Genomic DNA, 19,446 nt, shown 5'->3' with positions numbered 1-19,446 from the left:
TTTATTGGTTATTTGGCTGGATAGTATCAAACAATATTGCAGAAATCCCCGCTCCCTCATATTTATGCTGTACATGGCATAATTCTTCATGCTTCATTTCGCCTATGATATAACTATTATTATTCAATACCCCTTTCCTGATCACATTACTAAAATGTTGTTCAACCTCACTTAATAAATGGTTTGTAGTAGAGTAACTGATGTATATTTTATAGGAAGGATAGTTTATTGAAAAATCTGTTGTTTTTTCCAGTTTCTTATAGGCGTAGGAATACTGCTGTTTAATTAAAAACAGATCCTGTATAATGGAAACAGCTGTAGGTAAACTTCCCGCTCCCCTGCCTATATAAATATGCTTATCAGAAAGTTGTGAGTTCAGAACCACTCCATTAAACACATCATTGATAGGATTAAAATCGCTCTGATCTGAAATAAACATAGGTACAACCAAGTTAATATGGTTTCCCTCATGTGAGTAAGATTTTGCGATCAATTTTATTTTCAAATTCTGATCTTTTGCAAAATCAATATCTGCATCAGAAATATTCTGAATACCAATCATCAGAATACTATCCAGTTCTACTATTTTTCCAAAAGCGTGTGCAATCAGAATCTTTAGTTTTGATCTGGCATCGTAACCATTAATATCCAGCGAAGGGTCACTTTCAAGATAGCCCAATTCTTTCGCCCGATGTACTATTTCACTAAAAGGTACCTTCTCTTCAAAAGCTTTTGTAAGAAGATAATTTGTAGATCCATTAACGATACCTGTTAAAGATAATACATTATCATTTGCATAATAATCTTCCAGGTTTTTTATAATAGGAATACTCCCACAAACAGCGCCTTCGTATAAAAATTGTGTTTGTGTATCCTTTTGAAGAGTTATAAGTTCTCTAAGATGAGCCGATATCATTTTTTTATTTGCGGATATAACAGCCTTTCCTTTTTTTAAAGAAGTGGTCACAATATCGTATGCCTCTTCTGCATCATCTATAAGTTCAATTACAATATCCGTATCCAAATCATCCAGGATGTCATGTTTGTCATAAGTAATGATTTTTTCGTCTATATTCCTCGGTTTGAATTTATCTTTTACAACGATTGCACCTACTTCAAATTCAGGCATCCCTTTTAAAAGATCATATACTCCTTTACCTACTACCCCTAGCCCAAATATTCCGATTTTAGTTCTTTTCATTTATTTCTACTGTTCCTTTTAATCAGCTATCTAATTTTTATTAACCGATATCTATCCTGATTTTGATTATAATTTACTGGTAAAACGTTTATTTTTTCAAATTAAACAACCATTCTGGGATCATATCAGTATCATACAGATCTGGATATACCGTATGCTCTAAACTTGAAATCTCCCAATAGGTAAAGTTTTTATTATTTATTTTTTTGAGATATTCTACCAGCATCCTGTCCGGAGTTATAGGATTCTCACTATCCTCATTCCCATGTATTATCCATATTGGCGACTTTGCCACTTTTTCGCTGAAGTCTTGATCAGGAATTCCGGAAATACTTACGGAAGCGGTTAATAAATCCGGGTGTTTGTTTAGCAAATTATACAAAGTAGAGGCCCCCATTGAAAAACCTATTCCGAAAACACGTTGATCATCTACTTTCAATTGCTGTGTTAAACTTTTTATAAGTTCGGAAGTGGCCTCAATACAATAGTCGTCCGGTACTGAATACATGCGTTTAAATTGGTCAAAAAGATAGTTTGATGAACGTACCGGATATTGTATGGCTACTACATAAGCAGGATATTTTTTACGGACATTTTCCTGTAACCAATATTTAGGAAGCGTTGTCATCTGGTTCATATTATCTTTTCCTATCCCACCTGAATGGGGAAATATAATAACAAGCGGATATCTTTTCCCCTCCTTTACTGAAACGGGCATCAAAATTCTATAATTAAGTATGGAATCTTTATAATTAAATTTTCCATACTTATATAACGAATCGTTCAACTTCATTACCTCCCCTCGTTTCTCCTTTATCTCGTTCAGGGAATACCTATTTTCAGTTAGCGTATAAGTGGAATGTTGTATTTTACACCCGTTAAGTAGTAATATCCCTATAAGAAAAAACAAGCCTTTTTTTATCATAATTATTTAGCTTCCAGATTTAAATTCGAGAATATAAGATTCGCAACAACTTTTGCAGGACCGGTAGCCATGGTCATATGATTTCCAGGGGTGAAGCTAATTTTAATTTCGCCATCACAATATTCACGGAAACCGTTGAACGGAGTGTCATGGTTTCTCTCAAATTCTGAAGTTAATTCGGGCTTAATAAGGGCAATATCTCCTTTATATATAGAAGTTGGCCTGTAGTTTTTAATTACATAATTAGAATGGTAAGCCTGCTCTATAAACCTATCCATACCGATCTCATCGGGGTCAATATTTTCCTGAACAAGTAAAGCCCGGATTATTTTTTCATAATCTTCTCTCTGTTTATCATCATTATCAAATTCAGGCCTGTACATATTTGGGTCCAATAATACCAAAGAGCTCACTTCCACGCCAAGAGCCTGTAGTTGTAATGCTATTTCGAAAGCTGTACTTCCTCCAAAAGACCAACCGCCCATATGTATTCTTTTGCCTTTACAAAGCTGAAGAACAGAATTCTTATAAAATCCTGCCAATGTTTCCAAATCTTTTGCCAGTACACTGTACTCTTCGACAGCAATAGTTTCGAAAACATAAAAATCAATTTCTTCTGGAACAAAAGGTTTCAATGTATTAAATAATGATGTTCCGGTAAGTGGTGGTATAAGGAAGAAAATATCCTTATTATCATCATTGCGATTCAGAATATGATATATCTCTTCTCTTTTGAAGTTTTTATTTTGGATCATATTTTCTATGTACACCGCCAGTTTCTCAATAGTATCATGCTGAAAAAGCTCTGCCCCTTTTAAGCTTACATTAAACTCAACGCTTAATTTATAGGCAGCCTTCATAGTTAAAATGGAATTTACCCCCATTTCAAAAAATTCTTCATCAATATAAATCACAGAATTTGGCATAATGTCTGTGAAAATTTCTTTTATCCTCTGTTCAGTGATGCTTTTTGTTTCAGTTCTGTTTTTATCTGTTACATTTATTAACCTCTTCAGGGATTGTATGTCTATTTTACCCGTATTAGTTCGTGGAAATTTATCAACAAAGAGTATTTTGTTAGGGATCATATAGTTAGGCAACATATCCTTTAAAAAGTGTTTAAGATTGATATCGCTAAACTCTTCCACAGTTTTTACATGGCAGAAAGCCACTAACCTTGCCATCGTAGGGTCTTCTACATCTACAGGAACTATTTTCGCCTTCATTACCCCTTCAAACTTCTCCATGGCAAGTTCTATTTCTTCGGGCTCAATACGATATCCCCTCAGTTTTAACATCGCATCCTTTCTTCCGATAAACTGTAAAATACCATCCTGATCTATATAGCCTAAGTCTCCGGTTTTTAATCCTGTAAGCTGGTTTTTATCATAAATAAAATTATTATTTGGACTTCCAATATAGCCTTGTGCCACACTTTTACTTTCGACATATATTTCTCCGATAATTCCTGATGGCAGCACATTGTTATTATCGTCAATAATTTTAAACAGGGTATTGTGTATCGGTTTACCAAGAGCAAAATATCTCGAAGAGTTATTAATATTAGCATTCAAAGCTTCATTATAGGCAGTAGAAGACGCCTCTGTAGACCCATATCTACTAACAATTGTTGTTGCAGGCATAAGTTTTTTAAATAATCTGATGTCTTCCATAGAAATTGCTTCCCCGCGTACTTCTATGAAATTAAGTTTATTCAGGAAGTTTTCTTTGCCGCTTTCAATAAGAAGTTTGATAAAACTTGGCGTAAGTGACAGCCGTGATATTTCTTTCTGGGCTACAGTTTCAACGAACTTATCTATATTATAATACAGATATTCTGGAAGGATAACTATTTTATTACCTTGTATAATTGCTTCTAATATATTTCTTATTGAAGGGCTAAAGGAAACTCTGATGTTAAGACAAAAGATATCCTGAACACTGGAAGGATAATTTTGCAGTAGGTATAGCAACCCATTTATTGTATTTTCATGCGATACCCTGACTATTTTAGGAATCCCGGTAGATCCTGATGTATAATAAAGTGACAGGGTGTCTCCTAACTGGTTTTTTCTTTCGGAAATAAGGCTATTTTCTGAAGGGACAGATTCCGAAATACGGATTAGGGTACAATTTTCTTTTATATAGGGTAAACGATCCCCAAATAATGTTTTTTCTTCGGAGCTTAGGATACAGGCCTTCAAATCAGTTTCTAAAGTTATAAGATTAAGCTGCTCTATTGGATAACCATGCTCTAAACTAATCACTGTACATCCGGCTTTTAAGATCCCAAGAATACTTACAATTAAATTGTTAGTATACTTAAGGTGAACCCCAACTGCACCCGTAATATTTTTTTGTATCAGTTGGTTGGCAACATAATTACTCTTCGCATCCAACTCGGTAAATGTGAGGGAATTATTTTCGACATCTTCTATTGCTATTTTTTCTTTATACTTTCTTAATGCATCTGAAAATAGCTTTTGTATACACATATCTTCCTGGTCGAAATTTTCTCCTGTCAGAATGGACCTTTCTACATCTTTTTTATATTCAAAAATATCCAGTTCCGAGTACTTTCGATCAGTCAGATTTTCAAGATTATTATAAAGGCCTATTACAATGTCGGTCATATCTTTGATTATATCCTGAGAAAATATATCTGATCTATAACTAATGCTAAATGAAATTTTATCATTTTTTAAAGATGCCAGGATAGAAAGCGGAAAATGGGATATACTCTGACTTTCAGAAACCAGCCTTTGAATACTGACATCGTTAAATGTATCATCGTTATTTTCCGAAACATCCTGAAAACTCAAATTCGCACTAAACAGGTTTTTAGAATTAATGGCCTCATAGATTTCCGGGGTAGAAATATAGGAATGCTCACGGGAATCTAAAAGCTGATAATGAAAATCAAAAATAGACTTTATAATCGTTTCATGCTGGTCAAAATCATTTGCTACTGGTATTGTTGTAATCATAGGACCAATAATATCTCTAAAATTATCATGATCCATGTATCTATGGGTTATTGTATTGCCCCATACAAACTTTCTGCTTCTGAAATATTTAGCGAAAACCAATCCAAAGAAGAAGTTAATCGCTGTGTTGTTTGTAAGCTTATGGTTTTTTAATATGTTCTGAGTGACATTATTCAAGTCGTACGTAACATTTAATTCAGCATAACTTTCCTGAAGTGTTTTCTTGGCAGGAACTATTTGCTCTATTGGTGTTGCCTCATAATCCTCTAACAGATTTTTCCAATAGGACAACCCTTTTTCATGGTTCTGTTTCAATAGCCATTTAGTATATTCTGAAAAAGGAACTGATGGAAAAGCCTCAGGGGCAATATTATTTTGAAAACTGCTGTAGTAGCCAAACAACTGTTTTAGCATAAGCTGCACAGATACAATATCTGCTATGATATGATGTATTTTTATGATGATAATATGCTTATCAAGCAATGCAAATTTTATCAGTGATTCTTTGGAAATATCAAAACTTCCCTGTCTGAAAGCCTCCTCCTCTTCGGGAATTATTCTTTCACAAAAAAACTCACCGGTATCAATAATTTTCGATTTAAAAACCTGTTCTGTAACATCATAATCAAATGAAGATTTCAAAATCTCATGGCTTGATACCAGAAATCCACATGCTTTTTTGAAAGCATTATAATCTATCTCTCTTTCTGATCTAAAAGTAAGGTGGATGATATATCTGGAACTTTCCGGATTATTTTTAACAAACCCTGCTAAACCTTCTTGAAAAGGCGTCATCCTGTAAATAGGAATAAGGTTTGCACTATTTTTCGTTTCGAGGTGCTTGATCAGGTGTTCCTTGTTGTTTCTGATAGCATCAATTAGCGTTTTATTTTCAGCGTCTTTTTTATTTAAGACGATATTTAAGTTATAGGATTCGCTAAGGCTTACATCAATATGATTAGCCTCAATATATGTCAATAATTCTTTAAGTTCCATTAGTTAAAATGTTAATGTTATTTTATTATCGGTTATTGTTTGTATTTCTTCTGAGATTTGCTGAAAGTCTACAGCATCCATGAGTTTTTTCAGACTGTATTCTAAACTGAATTCTGATTTTATTTTATTCAGGATCACCATTGCTTTCAAAGAATCTCCACCCAGCTCAAACATATTATCCTTTATTCCCACCTCATCCACACACAATACTTCCTTAATTATATTCACCAGCTTAATTTCTGTTTCTGTTTCCGGTGCTAAATATTCTTTATTGGTAAACACTCTTTCCTGAGAGAACGTTACATGGTCCAGATCTTCTTCTTCTGTAATTTCGAGATATCCTGTTTCTACGTCCATTCTGCTTCTGGAAGCAATGACGAGATGCTCGCCAGATGAAATAGATTTAAAAAGTATTTCGAGCATTTGAGAAACAGTAATTGATCTGCTTAAAATAGATTTATGCCTGTATTCAGGTACATTTTTTAATGCTTCATTAATCATTCCTACTCCTGATACAATTGGCCAGTGAACCGTTATACCATTGATATTTGATAAGCAATTGTCTAAATAAGCATTAGCCGCAATATACCCCAACTGGCCTATAAACGGTTTTGACACTGCACGTGACGAATAGCCCAGGAAAAATTGAAGAGTGTTATCTTTCAATACATGAACTAAGTTTTCAGTACCATATATTTTAGGATTAAACACAGCTGAATCATCCGTTCCCCTTCTTAGAATAATTCCATTATAGTCTCCTACTCCAGCGGCATGTATAACTCCAGTGATATTTCCTATTTCCTGCTGAGCAAATTCTATTTTCTCTTTAAGCACGGTGAAATCTGAAAGATCAGCCTGCAGATACATAACCTTGGACCCATAGCCTTCGAGTAACTTGCGATTCTCGGTATTTTCATCTCCTCTCCCAATAATTATTAAGTTAGCCTGCCAATTTTCAGCAATATGTTTAGCTACTGTAAAACCAAGTCCCCTTAAACCACCTGTTATCAGATAGGTATTTGACTGTGAAAGTTTGTAAGGATCTGACGGCAGCTCAATTTCCTCAAATTTTTTGGTGAGCAACTCTTTTTCTCTGATAGCATATTCAAAATGTATTTTTCCGTTCTTTTTAATCAGAGACAATATATCCTGTGAGAGATAGCCAAGTTCGGATACGTCCAAGCTGTTGGCTGTAATATTCTCAAATTCCACATTGATCATTTTCAGGGCGTTATATGCGGTAGCCTTTATTGCACTCGTTTTTTCATCTGGTTTTACCTTGTATAAAGAATCTCCTATCAAAGTAATATTGAGTTCCCTATCGAAAAATACACTATCAAATCCCCTTACGAAATGAAAAATAGAACGGTAACCATAGGAAAGTCCTTCTTCAGTTTTCTTATCTCCAAACCAGACATAATATATGGTTCTTGGTACAATACCATTTTTCTTTAAATCGGAGAAAAGCCCGGAAGTTTGTTTCTCATCTGAAAAGTCAACAGATAAGATATTTTCAGATATTTCAATTGAACAATTATCTTTGTCTTGATTACAGATATATATGGCATTATTGCCAAAGAAAGAAAGCTTTTCATAAACATGATGATCATCAGAGATCACAATGATCTGTTCTTCATCCTGATTGGTTTTGCTTTCAGAGGCATCTGTTGTATGAACTTCCCATTTTTCCCGATAGGTATAATATTCTTTTTCAGGTGCCTGGAATTCTTCCTTTTGCAGCACTGGATTCATTATAATTTCATCGATAAACTCAACCTTTTCAAATGGGTATACCGGCGCCGATATGATATTACGGTCCTGAAATGTTTTTTCCCAGCTTATCTGATATCCTTTCTCCCATAATAACGTAATGAAGTTAAACATCTGGTCATATTCAGTTGTATCCTTATTATAGGTATCATACGTTTGGATACTGATATCTGTATTCTTTAGTATTTTGGAGATCGTATTTCCGGGACCAATGTTTATAATTGTAAGGTTATCTTTTCCTGAAAAAATTGTATCGACACACTTATCAAATAAAACAGGCATGACCATGTGATTAAGCCAATATTCTGATCCTATCACAAAGTTTTCGTTAACCATCCCCCCACTTGCACAAGAAGTAAATGGAATTTGAGGCTTTTTAAATGTATACTTATCTAAAAAGGACTTAAACTCATCTTTTATCATCTCCGTAAAAGGAGTATGGTAAGGGCCATCAGATGCTAATTCGGTAAAGTATATATCCTGTTCTTTTAATTTTCCCTGTACTAGTAACATATTATCCAGCAAGCCAGAAACAGTATAGCTATCAGGTGAATTGTATGCTGATATAAATACATTTTCGCTTTCTTTTAGTATACCTTCAAGTTTTGCCAGGGGAATACGAACACTGATCATTTTACCTTCAGGCAAACGCGCTAGCAATTTTGCCCTCCTATATACAATACCTAGCGCTTCTTCAGGAGAAATAACCCCACTTAAGCATGCACAAACATATTCTCCGAAACTGTGTCCAATCAAATAAGATGGTTTCAGTCCCATCTCTATTAATAATTGTGCGTATGCGTATTGAAAAGAAAAAATCAGAGGATTTGTATAATCTAATCTTTTCTGGTCAATTTCTTCTCCGTTGAAAAATGCCTTTCTATAATCTATATCAGAAATCTTTTCTAGTAGAGAAAAGCACAGATCCATAAAATTTTTAAAAACCTCAGAATTATGGTACATCTGAACACCCATCTGGCTGTAATCTGAGCCATGCCCGGAGAAGGCGAAAACTACGGGCTTATTATTTAGGGATACTGTTTGTAAGTTCGAATTTTCCTTATAGAAATTCCGTAGCATCGAAATTAAATCTTCACGGGATTTGAATATAAAACTTTTTCTAAGCGCTAAACCGGATCGTGATTTCCGATAAGTATAAGCCAGGTCATGAATATTTACGCGTTCATTTTCTATAAAATCTGAAACATTTAAGGCTATTTTTCTTAGTGCTTTTTCAGATTTTGCAGAAATTGTAAGAATATCAGTGAAACTGTTTTCTAGCTTATTAGGTTCGACAATTGGGGCTTGCTCCAGAATAATGTGCGCATTAGTGCCGCCTATCCCTAATGAAGTTACGGCTACTCTCAAAGGCGAATTCTTTTTCTCTATGTCCAGAACCTCATTGTTTACATAAAAAGGGCTTTGTTCAAAGTTGATGTTTGGATTGGGAGCTTTAAAGTTAATACTTGGCGGAATTTGCCTGTTTTCCAGGCAAAGCGTAGCTTTTATAAAGCTTAATATTCCGGCTGCATAACTGGTATGGCCTATATTACTTTTAAGAGAGCCTATTGGAATCCTATTTTCCTTTCCTAAGTTGTATGCTTGGGTAAGCGACTCAACTTCAATAGGATCTCCCAAAGATGTTCCTGTACCATGAGTTTCTACATAAGCTATAGTTTCAGGTAAAACCCTGCTGAATTTTAGTGCTTTTTCAATACATTCTTTCTGACCGATTACACTTGGAGCTGCATATCCTATTCTCCTGTTAGAATCGTTATTGCATGCACTACCTTTAATTATTGAATAAATATGATCTTTATCTCTTATCGCATCTTTTAATTTTTTCAGAATTACAACTCCAATACCTTCACCCCAGGATGTTCCTGATGAATCTGCATCAAAAGCCCTGCAGTGCCCGTCTTTTGATTCTACCCCCTCCTTATAGAGGTAGCCCTTCTCTTTACTATTAAAAAAATTGACACCAGCTACTATAGAATACTTTGATTCTCCCAATAAAAGACTTTTACATCCTTCATGGATAGCAACCAGTGAACTTGAACACGCACTCATAATGGGCAGCGGCAAACCTGTAAAGCCAAATTTATAGGATAACAGCGCGGGAGTAAAATGATGGGCAGATAAAAAATTGAAAGAATAGAAATCTATCGGCAATTTATCTCTTAATGACCTGACATGCATTTGCCATGTAAAGTCTTCTATAATACTGACGAACAAACTGCTATTGTCTATATTTTTAATATCAATTCCAGAATCCTCCACTGCTTCCCATATAGATTGATGAAGCATTCTGGTTTGTGGAGAAAGTAACTGGGCTTCGTTCCTATTATAGCCAAAGAAAGAATAATCGAAATTTTTTTTATTTTTCAACCGCCTGCTTTTGGATACATATTCTTTATTCTCCGCTAATTCTCTTGGCACACCTGAAGCAACTATTTCATCAATAGTTAGTTCATCAATAGGTTCAAATCCTTTTTTAAGCTGATCCCAAAATATATGATGATTATCTGCAGTGGGTACCTTGCAAGATATCCCTATAACTGCAATTTCTAAACCTGTGTATTCGCTCATGTTATTCTGTTGAATAATTATTTAAAATGCTAAGTGTCTCATCCATGGTACTCAAAGACTCTTCAATAGCTTTGGTATTATCAGAATTGGCTGTTTCTCCATTCAGATAACCAGCTAATTCTGAAATTTGAGGAAATTCAAAAATATTAACAGGTGTTACTTCCCGTTTAATTTCCTTCAACTGATTGATTTCTTTAACCAATTGTAAAAGTTTTAAAGAAGTACCCCCTATTGCAAAAAAATTAGCATTAGTGCTTATCTGCGATTCTTCCAGATTTAGAAGGCCAGCCCAGATACTGCGGATTTTAATTTCGAAATCGCCCTTTGCTTCAACATACGCTGTTTGTATTGTATCCTTAAATGATACTGGCGGCAAAGCTTTTCTATCAATTTTTCCGTTAGGGGTCAAAGGAAACTCTCCCAATGAAATGTAATACATAGGAATCATGTAGTCTGGCAAATATTTCGTCAAATATTTTTTTAACTCAACATTGTTAATTGGCAGATCAGAAGAATAGTATACTGCGATATATTTTTCAGAATTAGAAGAAACAATATTTGCCAAAACAGTTCTGATGTGGCTGGAGTAATTGGTGGTCGCAGATTCTATTTCCTGTAATTCTACCCTGTTTCCCCTGAGTTTCACCTGAAAATCATTCCTTCCTAAAAACTCAAAATTATAGTCTTCCAACAGTCTTCCTAAATCTCCAGTCCTGTATAATCTTCCATATTTGGGATGTTCGTAGAAACGAATATCTGTTTCAGAGGGATTGTTTACATATCCTAAACCTACACCTATCCCTCCTATAACAATTTCACCCTTTAGTGCTAAAGGCAAAACATTATATTTACTGTCCATAATGTATACTTTTACGTTAGGGATGGCTTTTCCTATAGGGTAAATATTTGTATTTTCTTTATTTATTTCATAAAATGAAGAAACATCACTTGCTTCACTTGGCCCGTAAGAATTGTATATTCTAATGTTATTTACCACATTCCTTAGGTTTTTAACAATTGCCGGATCTATTTTCTCACCACCAAATATAACTTTACGCAAAGAGCCTAATACCTTATATTCTGCATCAGTGAAGGAACTGAATACAGCCGGTGCAACATTGGCTATTGTTATTTTATTTTTATCAATAAAGCCAGGAATATTATACAAGCCTGTATTCTCCAGGTAAATTGTAGCACCCGCTAAAAGCGGTGCAAAATAATTTTTCTGGGTAAGGTCGAAACTGATGTTGCTGATGATACCAATGTTGTCCTCTTCTCCGATTCCTATATCATTTTTATACCACTGTAACAAGTTCAGCAATCCTTTATGGGTATTAATAGCCACTTTAGGTTTTCCAGTAGACCCCGATGTACACATTAGATATACTGGATCGTCCTGATGCATATTAGGTTTTAGCTGTGATGGAATAATATATTCTATCTTTTCTAAAAAATCCTGAAGTTGAAGTTCATCGAATATCAATTTACAGCTTATATCTTCGAGCAACGATTTTTTCCTTTCTTCAGGGATGAAAGGATCAATCACGACATACGCATTTCCTGATTTTATAACACCTAATAATACTGGTATAAAATATTCCGATTTATTAAGACAGATACTAATATAGCTTTTCTCGTTTCCTGTATAACTGCTAATGTAATAAGCTACTTTATCCGACAGATATTTTACATCTCCATACGATAACAACTTTCCTTCAAAATCAATCGCCGTTTTTGTAGAATATTTATTAAATGACGCCTCAAATTTTGCAATCAGGTTTTCTTTTTCCCATGCTTGTGATTGATCAGGGTCCGGATATTCGAGGATCTGATTTTCACCTTCACCCCTATAGTCAATTTCATGAAGAGCTATATTAAAATAGACTGGCAGATTCTTGATTATGTTTACCAGGTGCTTAAGCAACCGCTGTATATGTTCCTGTTTATACGAAGGATGTGAATCAATACTAATATTAAACTGTTCCTCATCATCATTAATCAGGATATCAATATACGAAGTGCTTATGCCTTCAGGCCTTGGATTATACAGCTGATTTTCAGAACCACTAAAAAAAAACATCCCTGTTTTTACAAACTCATCCAGTAAGGTGTTTTTTTCCTGATCAGCCACTAAATCTTTCCGTTGACCTCCAGCCGATGCAGCATGAATTGCTATCTCTTCTTTTCCGATAAGACTTTTTATAGTCTCATTGTCTTCTATTTTATTCTTTATAAATAAGGTTTCTTTTCCGTCTGCATTTAAAAGATTGGTATACAGAATGACATTTTTTTGTTCCGTATACCGATATAATAGCGCTCTGTAAGCAGCAAGAAATAAAGACTGAAAAGTAATGTTATGTTCTTTTGTGATTTTTTTTATTTCTTTATACTCCGTAACCGAAATGGTTTTATTTATTCTGGAAGGTAATTGACGCAGCATGTTTCCACTACTCCTTAAATCATTTAAATCAAGTGCATCTAATTCTTCATTTCCAAAATAAAGCACATCACGGAAGAAATAAAATTTATCTTTTTTGACGAAATAATCTATTATCCTTTCTTTATTCTCTTTCAAAAACGTTTTTTCCTCTACAGAAAGTTGAGAAATGTTCCCTTTTAGCTTAAGCTGTGTAAGCTCAACCGCTAAACTAATCCCCTTTTTATCGAGTGATTTTAAAATATGTATAATCTCCATATTTATTTTTAACTATATTAAAAATTCCTGATCCTGGCTAATCTCAATGCGCAGTGCATCAATAACTTCATCCAGGGTCCCCTCATAATTATTCACCATTTTCTCAATCAGATCTGAATATAACTGCAGAAATTTCCTCATTTTACTTTCAGAAAAAATGTCGGTATTATATTCCAATCGAATGTTGAGTTCTTCTTTTCTTATCGTAAGATCTATTTTGAATTCTATTTTGGAGTGAGTTCCAATTTCTTCTTCATGGGTAAATTCTTCTATTTCTACTCCGTCATCAAAAAAGACCTTACGGGAAATTTCTTCTTCATTATGCAGGACAATTGTCGTATCAAAGAAAGGATTTCTGGATGCATCATTGCTGGGCAAGTATTTTTCCACCATCAGATCAAAAGGATAATCTTCATTTTCATACACCTGCACAAACCCTTTAGTGTTTTCTTCAAGGAATGTATGAAAGTTCATACCAGATGAAACCTTAATTTTTAAAGGCAAATAGTTGATAAAGGATCCGATAATCTGTTCTGTATCCACATGAGTCCTTCCTGAAGAAATTGTTCCGATGTAGAATTTACTTTGCGCAGTATAAGCATGGATTAATAAGCCATAAGTACCTATAAGGTAATTATTAAGGGAAAGAGACCGCTCTTTAAGACTTTGCTTCAAGCCAGCCAGGTTTTTTGTCAATGTTGTGCTTATGGCAGTTCCATTATAAGAGATCATGCCCGGGCGCACATAGTCTATCGGAAAATCCAGGGCAGGAATATCTTCAGAAAAGAAGTTTTTCCAGAAATCCTCATATGTATTATACTTTCTTTTGTGCCAGCTTACATAATCTTTATACTGTATGGCCAAAGGCTTAACATTGATGTGCCTATCTTTAAGGTAAGTATTGTAATTTTCTTTGATCTCTTTATACAAAAGTTCCCGTGACCATCCATCAGAAATAATATGATGAAGCGTTGTTGCAAGAATATACGCCGTTTCGGATTTTTTGATTAAAGTTAACCTTATTGGTAGTTCATGGGAAAGATCAAAAGACTTATATCTTTCCTGCCTCAAAAAAGATATAATTGGCGGTGTATCGGTTATGTTTACGACAGGAATATGCAGATCAATATCTTCTGCTGATAAAATATATTGATAAATATCCCCATCTTCATATTTGAATACGGTTCTAAGGGTTTCGTGCTTTTGTATGAGCGCTAAAAAAGAAGCCTTAATTGCGTCAATATTAAGAGCACCATTAATTGAATAATGCATGGGCACATTAAATAAGCCCGCACTTTCTTTATTTATTGTAGATAACCACATCCGTTTCTGAGAGTTTGAAACTTCATATCTGGACTGAACTGGCACAGGGTAAATCTTTGTATAGCTGGATTCATCACTTTGATTTACTTTTTCCAGCAAAAATCCAGACAGGCCTTCAAACTCCGGATATTTGTAAATATCCCCTAACCTTATTTTTACATTGAACTCTTTATAGATTTTGTTGAGCATTTGTATCCCCTTTAAGCTATGCCCTCCTAGAGAAAAAAAGTTGCTGCTACCTGTAATCTCATCCACCATCAGGGTTTCTTTCCAGATCCTTGATAGTTGTCCATGCAATTCTGTAGTTACAAAACTCTCCATTTCTTTGTACAACTCAGGAATGCCTTTTCCCGATTTATCTTCTTCATAGAGATGTTGAAGAGCTTTTAAATCAACTTTATTATTTGTTGTTAAAGGAACTTTATCTATAAATAGAATTTTGGCCGGAATCATATATTCAGGCAGAGAAGTTTTTAGAAATGCTTCCAGAACCGAAGCTTTTTCTTTGGAGAAACCGGCTATAAAAGCACAAAGTTCTGTCTCTCCACCATTTTCTATAGGCAATACTACAGCATCCGTTACTTCTGGAAAAGACCTGATTACATTTTTCACTTCATCCGGCTCTACCCTGTAACCCCTGATTTTTACTTGACTGTCTCCTCTTCCCAAGAACATGATTTCATTTTCCAAAGTAAAGAAACCTACATCTCCCGTAGCATACATCCTTCCATATTCAGGATGGACAATAAATTTTTCAGAGGTAAGGTCATCGTCATGCAGATATCCTTTAGCGAGCCCTATACCTCCAATATAAATATTACCTGTTTCATATTTTTGAACTTCTTTATTCCTGTCATCCAACACAACAACAAAATTATTGGGGATCGGGGTTCCGATTACTGGTCTTTCCACATACTTTTCTATGCTCCTTATCCTTTTGAAGACAGTTCCTATCGTGGTTTCTGTGGGACCATAGTGGTTAATTAGCGTTATAGTCTGAAAATAATTTTTAAAGTCTGTTAAATCTTTTGTTTTTATTTTTTCTCCTCCTAAAATGATCTTTTTGAGAGCTGATCCTTCAAGTTTATGAAAGTCCTTTGCATTTAATATTGCATTGAAATAGGAAGGGGTTGTTTTAATATAAGTGACTTTTTTATCTATAATTTTACTGATTACATCGTCTACATCGTACAATGTATCTTTTTTTACCATCTGTAGCTTTCCTCCCGAAAGCAGAGTTCCCCATAAGCTCGTATAGCCCAAATCGAAAGCATAGGATGAAAGTAGTATAGAAGTGTCATTATGGCTTATATCGAGTGTTCCATTAAGAAAATCGACATAGTTTAGCAAAGATTTATCCTGGATACAAACTCCTTTAGGAACCCCAGTTGTTCCTGAAGTATATATGATATATGAAGTGCTGTCTGGCGTACGGACTACTGTAGACTTAAAGGAATTATCAGCCTTAGGATTTGCTCCTGTTAAATTCAGCATATCCAGAAAAAACTTAGGCTCAAATTCTTCCTTTTGATAACTGCTTCCCGTAATTAAAAGCTGAGCATTTACATGGGTAAGAATATGTTTTATTCTTTGCTCGGAATCATTAGGATCAATAGGAACAATACTGCCATTGATCTTTAGTATTGCTAAAAAAGCAACGATCAAGTGATAATCAGCATCATACATTACTCCAATTGTTGGAGAAGAAGTATCGGATATTTTCTGCAAAATTAACGCTGCCAGTTCATTTGACTTATCATTGATCTGTTTATAGCTATATTTTCCGTTTTCATCCTCTACAGCGATCCTATCAGGAAAATGCTGAACTGTATCAAAATATCTGTCCAAAAGAGATTCTCCGGTTTCCGTACTTTCTTTTTTCAGCTGTTTTGCACTGCCTGTCCCGTAAGATTCAATAGCGTCTATATTTTCATGAAATTTTTCTATCAATTGAATCGTATTGTGCTCCCACAGTTGCATCAGGTAGGCTACATCTTCACTTCTGATTATATCATTATGGTGCAGTGCAATAGTTGTTTCATCTTCTGCGGAATAAACCTGAGTAATAAAACCGGAGTAATTATTCCGGTGATCTATGAGCTGACTCACCTGGGTTTTATCTTTGGTAATTATGCCCAAATCAATAAACTCAAAAATATACCGGAAATTTGATTTCATAAAATCCGAATAGTCCTGATTATGGGGAATATATTCTTTACGGCTATTCAGTAGCGTCATTAATTTTGCTATGCTGCCACAGTATTCTTCTATTTTTGAAAAATCTTTGATTGCTTCTGCATAGAAAGGCAAAGGATTGGCGTAAAGTCCTATATTATTGTAAAGTTGATCAAAACTTCTGCCATGACTTACATAGCCTAATCCGTATGCCGCATTTTTATCTGCAGATACCTGCGAAAGGGTATAATGCCATCCTGACAGCAACAGTATCTCTTTATCAATTGGAGGCTTTCGTAATATCTCTACCAGCTTATCACCGAGTTTATGAATTTGTGTTTTCCTTTTTCCTGCCTCAGAAAGGTTCAATTCTAAATTTGTTCTAAAAGGCCGGAAATTTGTCATTGTATCTCTCCAGAATTTCAGATTTTCTTCATTTCCTTCTTCACTGTTAATATGTTCCCGCCAAGCTGAGTATTGCAAGTAGTCCACATCAGATTTATGATAAGTTCCGGTATGATACTTCTCTAAAATACGGTGGTACAGCGTTATTATACTCCAGTTATCAAAATAGTAAAGGCAATACTTAAATGTTAAGCTCACTGCATTCTCATCATTCTGAACAATGGTAATACTCAGGTTATGCTTTTTATAGGCTAAATTTTCTACGTTTTCTATCTCTTCTTTCGGCGATAATTTCACTTCGAAATTCCTTTCCTCCCCCACACTTAAAATAGGTTCTTTCCCCAAAGAAGTAATACTCATGTAAATACATAGTTCATCATTCAGAACTTCCTGTATAGCATCATAAAGTTTTTGACTATAAGTTTTGTCCAGAGAAAAAGCCATTACATTGTATGCATCACTATCAGTTAGATAAGTGATACTTTGCTGAGGTGACAGATTATATCTTTTTATCATATACTTAAAGAAATTGGATAATAGTTTTTGATGTCAGGATATTCACGTTCAATTCTTCTGGCCAAAGCGTCGAATTCAATTTTAAAGCCCATAGGATTGCTGATCCACTCTTTGGAATTTTGTGCTGTTTTGGAATCGATCAGATTTACTTTTTCATTCATCTGTCTTGCCAGTACATTCAGCCTGAATGAACGTTCCAAACTGATCATATACATCATAGCCGTTTCAATACTTTCCCCACAAGAAATCGCGCCATGGTTCGCTAAAACGGCAATATTTTTATCTCTCAGTTTTTCAGCCAATTTAATGGCACGGTCGGTTGTATTAACAGGGCCATCGAATTCATTATACAATACATAGTTATCATAGAACATGCAACTGTTCTGATCAAGCATCAGGATTTCGGGCTTTTCAAGCGATGAAAAAAGTGTTCCCCATGGCGAGTGTGTATGTACAATACAATTGGCTTCTCTGCTGGTATTATGTATTTCTGAATGTATACAGAATCCGGCCACATTAATCGGATAATCTCCTTCAAGCACTTCCCCATCGTTATTAACCAATATCAGGTTATCGGGTGTTATTTCATCAAACAATATTCCGAAAGGATTTACCCAGAATAAGTTTTTCTCATTAGGGACTTTCATACTGATATGCCCGCTGATGCTTCCTTCATCAAGCTGAAGACTTCTCAGCATTCTGCACGATAAGGCAAGTTTATATTTAAGCATTGCTTTACTATCTCCATACTTAGACTCATTGATAATAAAAAAAGCAGCAGTATTTTTCCTGGCTTCAGTTACCTTTGTCGTAGCTGCAGCTTTTAAGTAATTATGAATACCATCCTCTTCTGACATAGACACATAGAGTTGTCTTGTACCATCATATGGATCTCTGCCATGGGTAAAATTAATATTGTCCATCATGAGCAAATCTCCCTGCTCCCAATCGAACCTGAAAGCAACATCTTCATAAGCCTCTCTGATGAGCTGCAGATCGCTTATGGATATGGCTGTTCCATCTCCATAATAACTATTACGCGGAAGGTTATCTATTCCATAAGTATCTATTAAATAGTTGTAAACATCACTATCCAGATTACTGTAATGGAACAGATGTGCCTGGTTAAACCATATTTTTTTATTGGTAGGTTTATCCAGAAGTGTAGCCTGTGCAACATAGTCGATTCTGAGCCTGTTTTGATCAATCTGCTTAAGGTTCATATGATGTTCCTTACAGTATTTCTCTACCTCTTTGATATCTTTTGTTCCGAAAAAAGTTTCCCACGGAATATCCATTTCCTGGCTGAAGTTTCTCACATACATTACACCACCTTTATCCTCAAACCGTTTTGTAACAGCTGATGGTATTTTATTGTACACAGCAGAACTGTTGCAAATAGGTGTACACCCCCCAACCTCCGAAGGGTGTTCGCAATAAAAGAATAATTTTTTAGGCCAGGATTTTGAGTAAGAATGTTCGTTATGCTGAGGTATTGACTGTTCTTTAGGATATTCTGTAGAAGTATATATTTTATCTTCCAATTGTGTCCGGGGAGAAGAAGGCTCGGCATAGTCGAGTGCTCCTCCTGTCGACAAGTTGGAAACAATTGAAGAAAATTCTTTTTTAGAGCTAAAGCTTTTAAATTTTTTAAATAGAATGATTCTGTTTTTCTCATAAATTTCATCCACCAAATCATTATTTTTTGAAAGCCAATCCTCCAGCTCATTGTCTCCCACTGATGTTATTACTGCTATTTTCGTAAATTCATTCCCAATTATTTCAAACTTTATGTCTTTAGGATAGTGATTACTGATTTCTTTAGGTTGTATATTGATGAGGGTATTAAAGTTATTTTCCATGT

General features: G+C 34.9%; 7 protein-coding genes. All 7 read right to left on the bottom strand.

Annotated elements, in window-relative coordinates; all coding sequences use genetic code 11:
- Nucleotide 1 precedes the first annotated feature (1 nt).
- Nucleotides 2–1,201, bottom strand: a complete 1,200-nt coding sequence (locus AY601_RS05090; RefSeq protein WP_068397401.1) for a homoserine dehydrogenase — start codon at nt 1,199–1,201, stop codon at nt 2–4.
- Between the two features lie 88 nt (nt 1,202–1,289).
- Nucleotides 1,290–1,919, bottom strand: coding sequence for a dienelactone hydrolase family protein (locus AY601_RS05085; RefSeq protein ID WP_198163617.1), 630 nt, complete (start codon nt 1,917–1,919; stop codon nt 1,290–1,292).
- 209 nt (nt 1,920–2,128) lie between these two features.
- Entirely contained in the window at nt 2,129–6,109 is a 3,981-nt protein-coding gene (locus tag AY601_RS05080) for a condensation domain-containing protein (RefSeq protein ID WP_068397395.1), read from the bottom strand.
- Nucleotides 6,110–6,112: 3 nt separating this feature from the next.
- Nucleotides 6,113–10,468 (bottom strand): type I polyketide synthase, encoded by a 4,356-nt coding sequence (locus tag AY601_RS05075; RefSeq protein ID WP_068397392.1) that lies wholly within the window; start codon nt 10,466–10,468, stop codon nt 6,113–6,115.
- Between the two features lies 1 nt (nt 10,469).
- A complete protein-coding gene (locus tag AY601_RS05070) occupies nt 10,470–13,163 on the bottom strand; it encodes a non-ribosomal peptide synthetase (RefSeq protein WP_068397389.1) in 2,694 nt (897 codons plus the stop codon).
- Between the two features lie 12 nt (nt 13,164–13,175).
- Nucleotides 13,176–17,582, bottom strand: a complete 4,407-nt coding sequence (locus AY601_RS05065) for a non-ribosomal peptide synthetase (RefSeq protein WP_068397386.1) — start codon at nt 17,580–17,582, stop codon at nt 13,176–13,178.
- A complete protein-coding gene (locus tag AY601_RS05060; RefSeq protein ID WP_068397384.1) occupies nt 17,579–19,444 on the bottom strand; it encodes a class II aldolase/adducin family protein in 1,866 nt (621 codons plus the stop codon). The genes AY601_RS05065 and AY601_RS05060 overlap by 4 nt, the downstream gene beginning before the upstream one ends.
- Nucleotides 19,445–19,446 lie beyond the last annotated feature (2 nt).

The organism is Pedobacter cryoconitis, from assembly GCF_001590605.1.
GTDB lineage: Bacteria > Bacteroidota > Bacteroidia > Sphingobacteriales > Sphingobacteriaceae > Pedobacter > Pedobacter cryoconitis_A.
Note: the sequence above shows the minus strand (reverse complement) of the source record. Positions and strands in the feature narration are given on the sequence as shown.

What these genes read in the sequence shown, in the direction of transcription:
- AY601_RS05090 (WP_068397401.1), bottom strand. Translation starts at nt 1,201, where the DNA reads ATGAAAAGAACTAAAATCGGAATATTTGGGCTAGGGGTAGTAGGTAAA.
- AY601_RS05085 (WP_198163617.1), bottom strand. Translation starts at nt 1,919, where the DNA reads ATGCCCGTTTCAGTAAAGGAGGGGAAAAGATATCCGCTTGTTATTATA.
- AY601_RS05080 (WP_068397395.1), bottom strand. Translation starts at nt 6,109, where the DNA reads ATGGAACTTAAAGAATTATTGACATATATTGAGGCTAATCATATTGAT.
- AY601_RS05075 (WP_068397392.1), bottom strand. Translation starts at nt 10,468, where the DNA reads ATGAGCGAATACACAGGTTTAGAAATTGCAGTTATAGGGATATCTTGC.
- AY601_RS05070 (WP_068397389.1), bottom strand. Translation starts at nt 13,163, where the DNA reads ATGGAGATTATACATATTTTAAAATCACTCGATAAAAAGGGGATTAGT.
- AY601_RS05065 (WP_068397386.1), bottom strand. Translation starts at nt 17,582, where the DNA reads ATGATAAAAAGATATAATCTGTCACCTCAGCAAAGTATCACTTATCTA.
- AY601_RS05060 (WP_068397384.1), bottom strand. Translation starts at nt 19,444, where the DNA reads ATGGAAAATAACTTTAATACCCTCATCAATATACAACCTAAAGAAATC.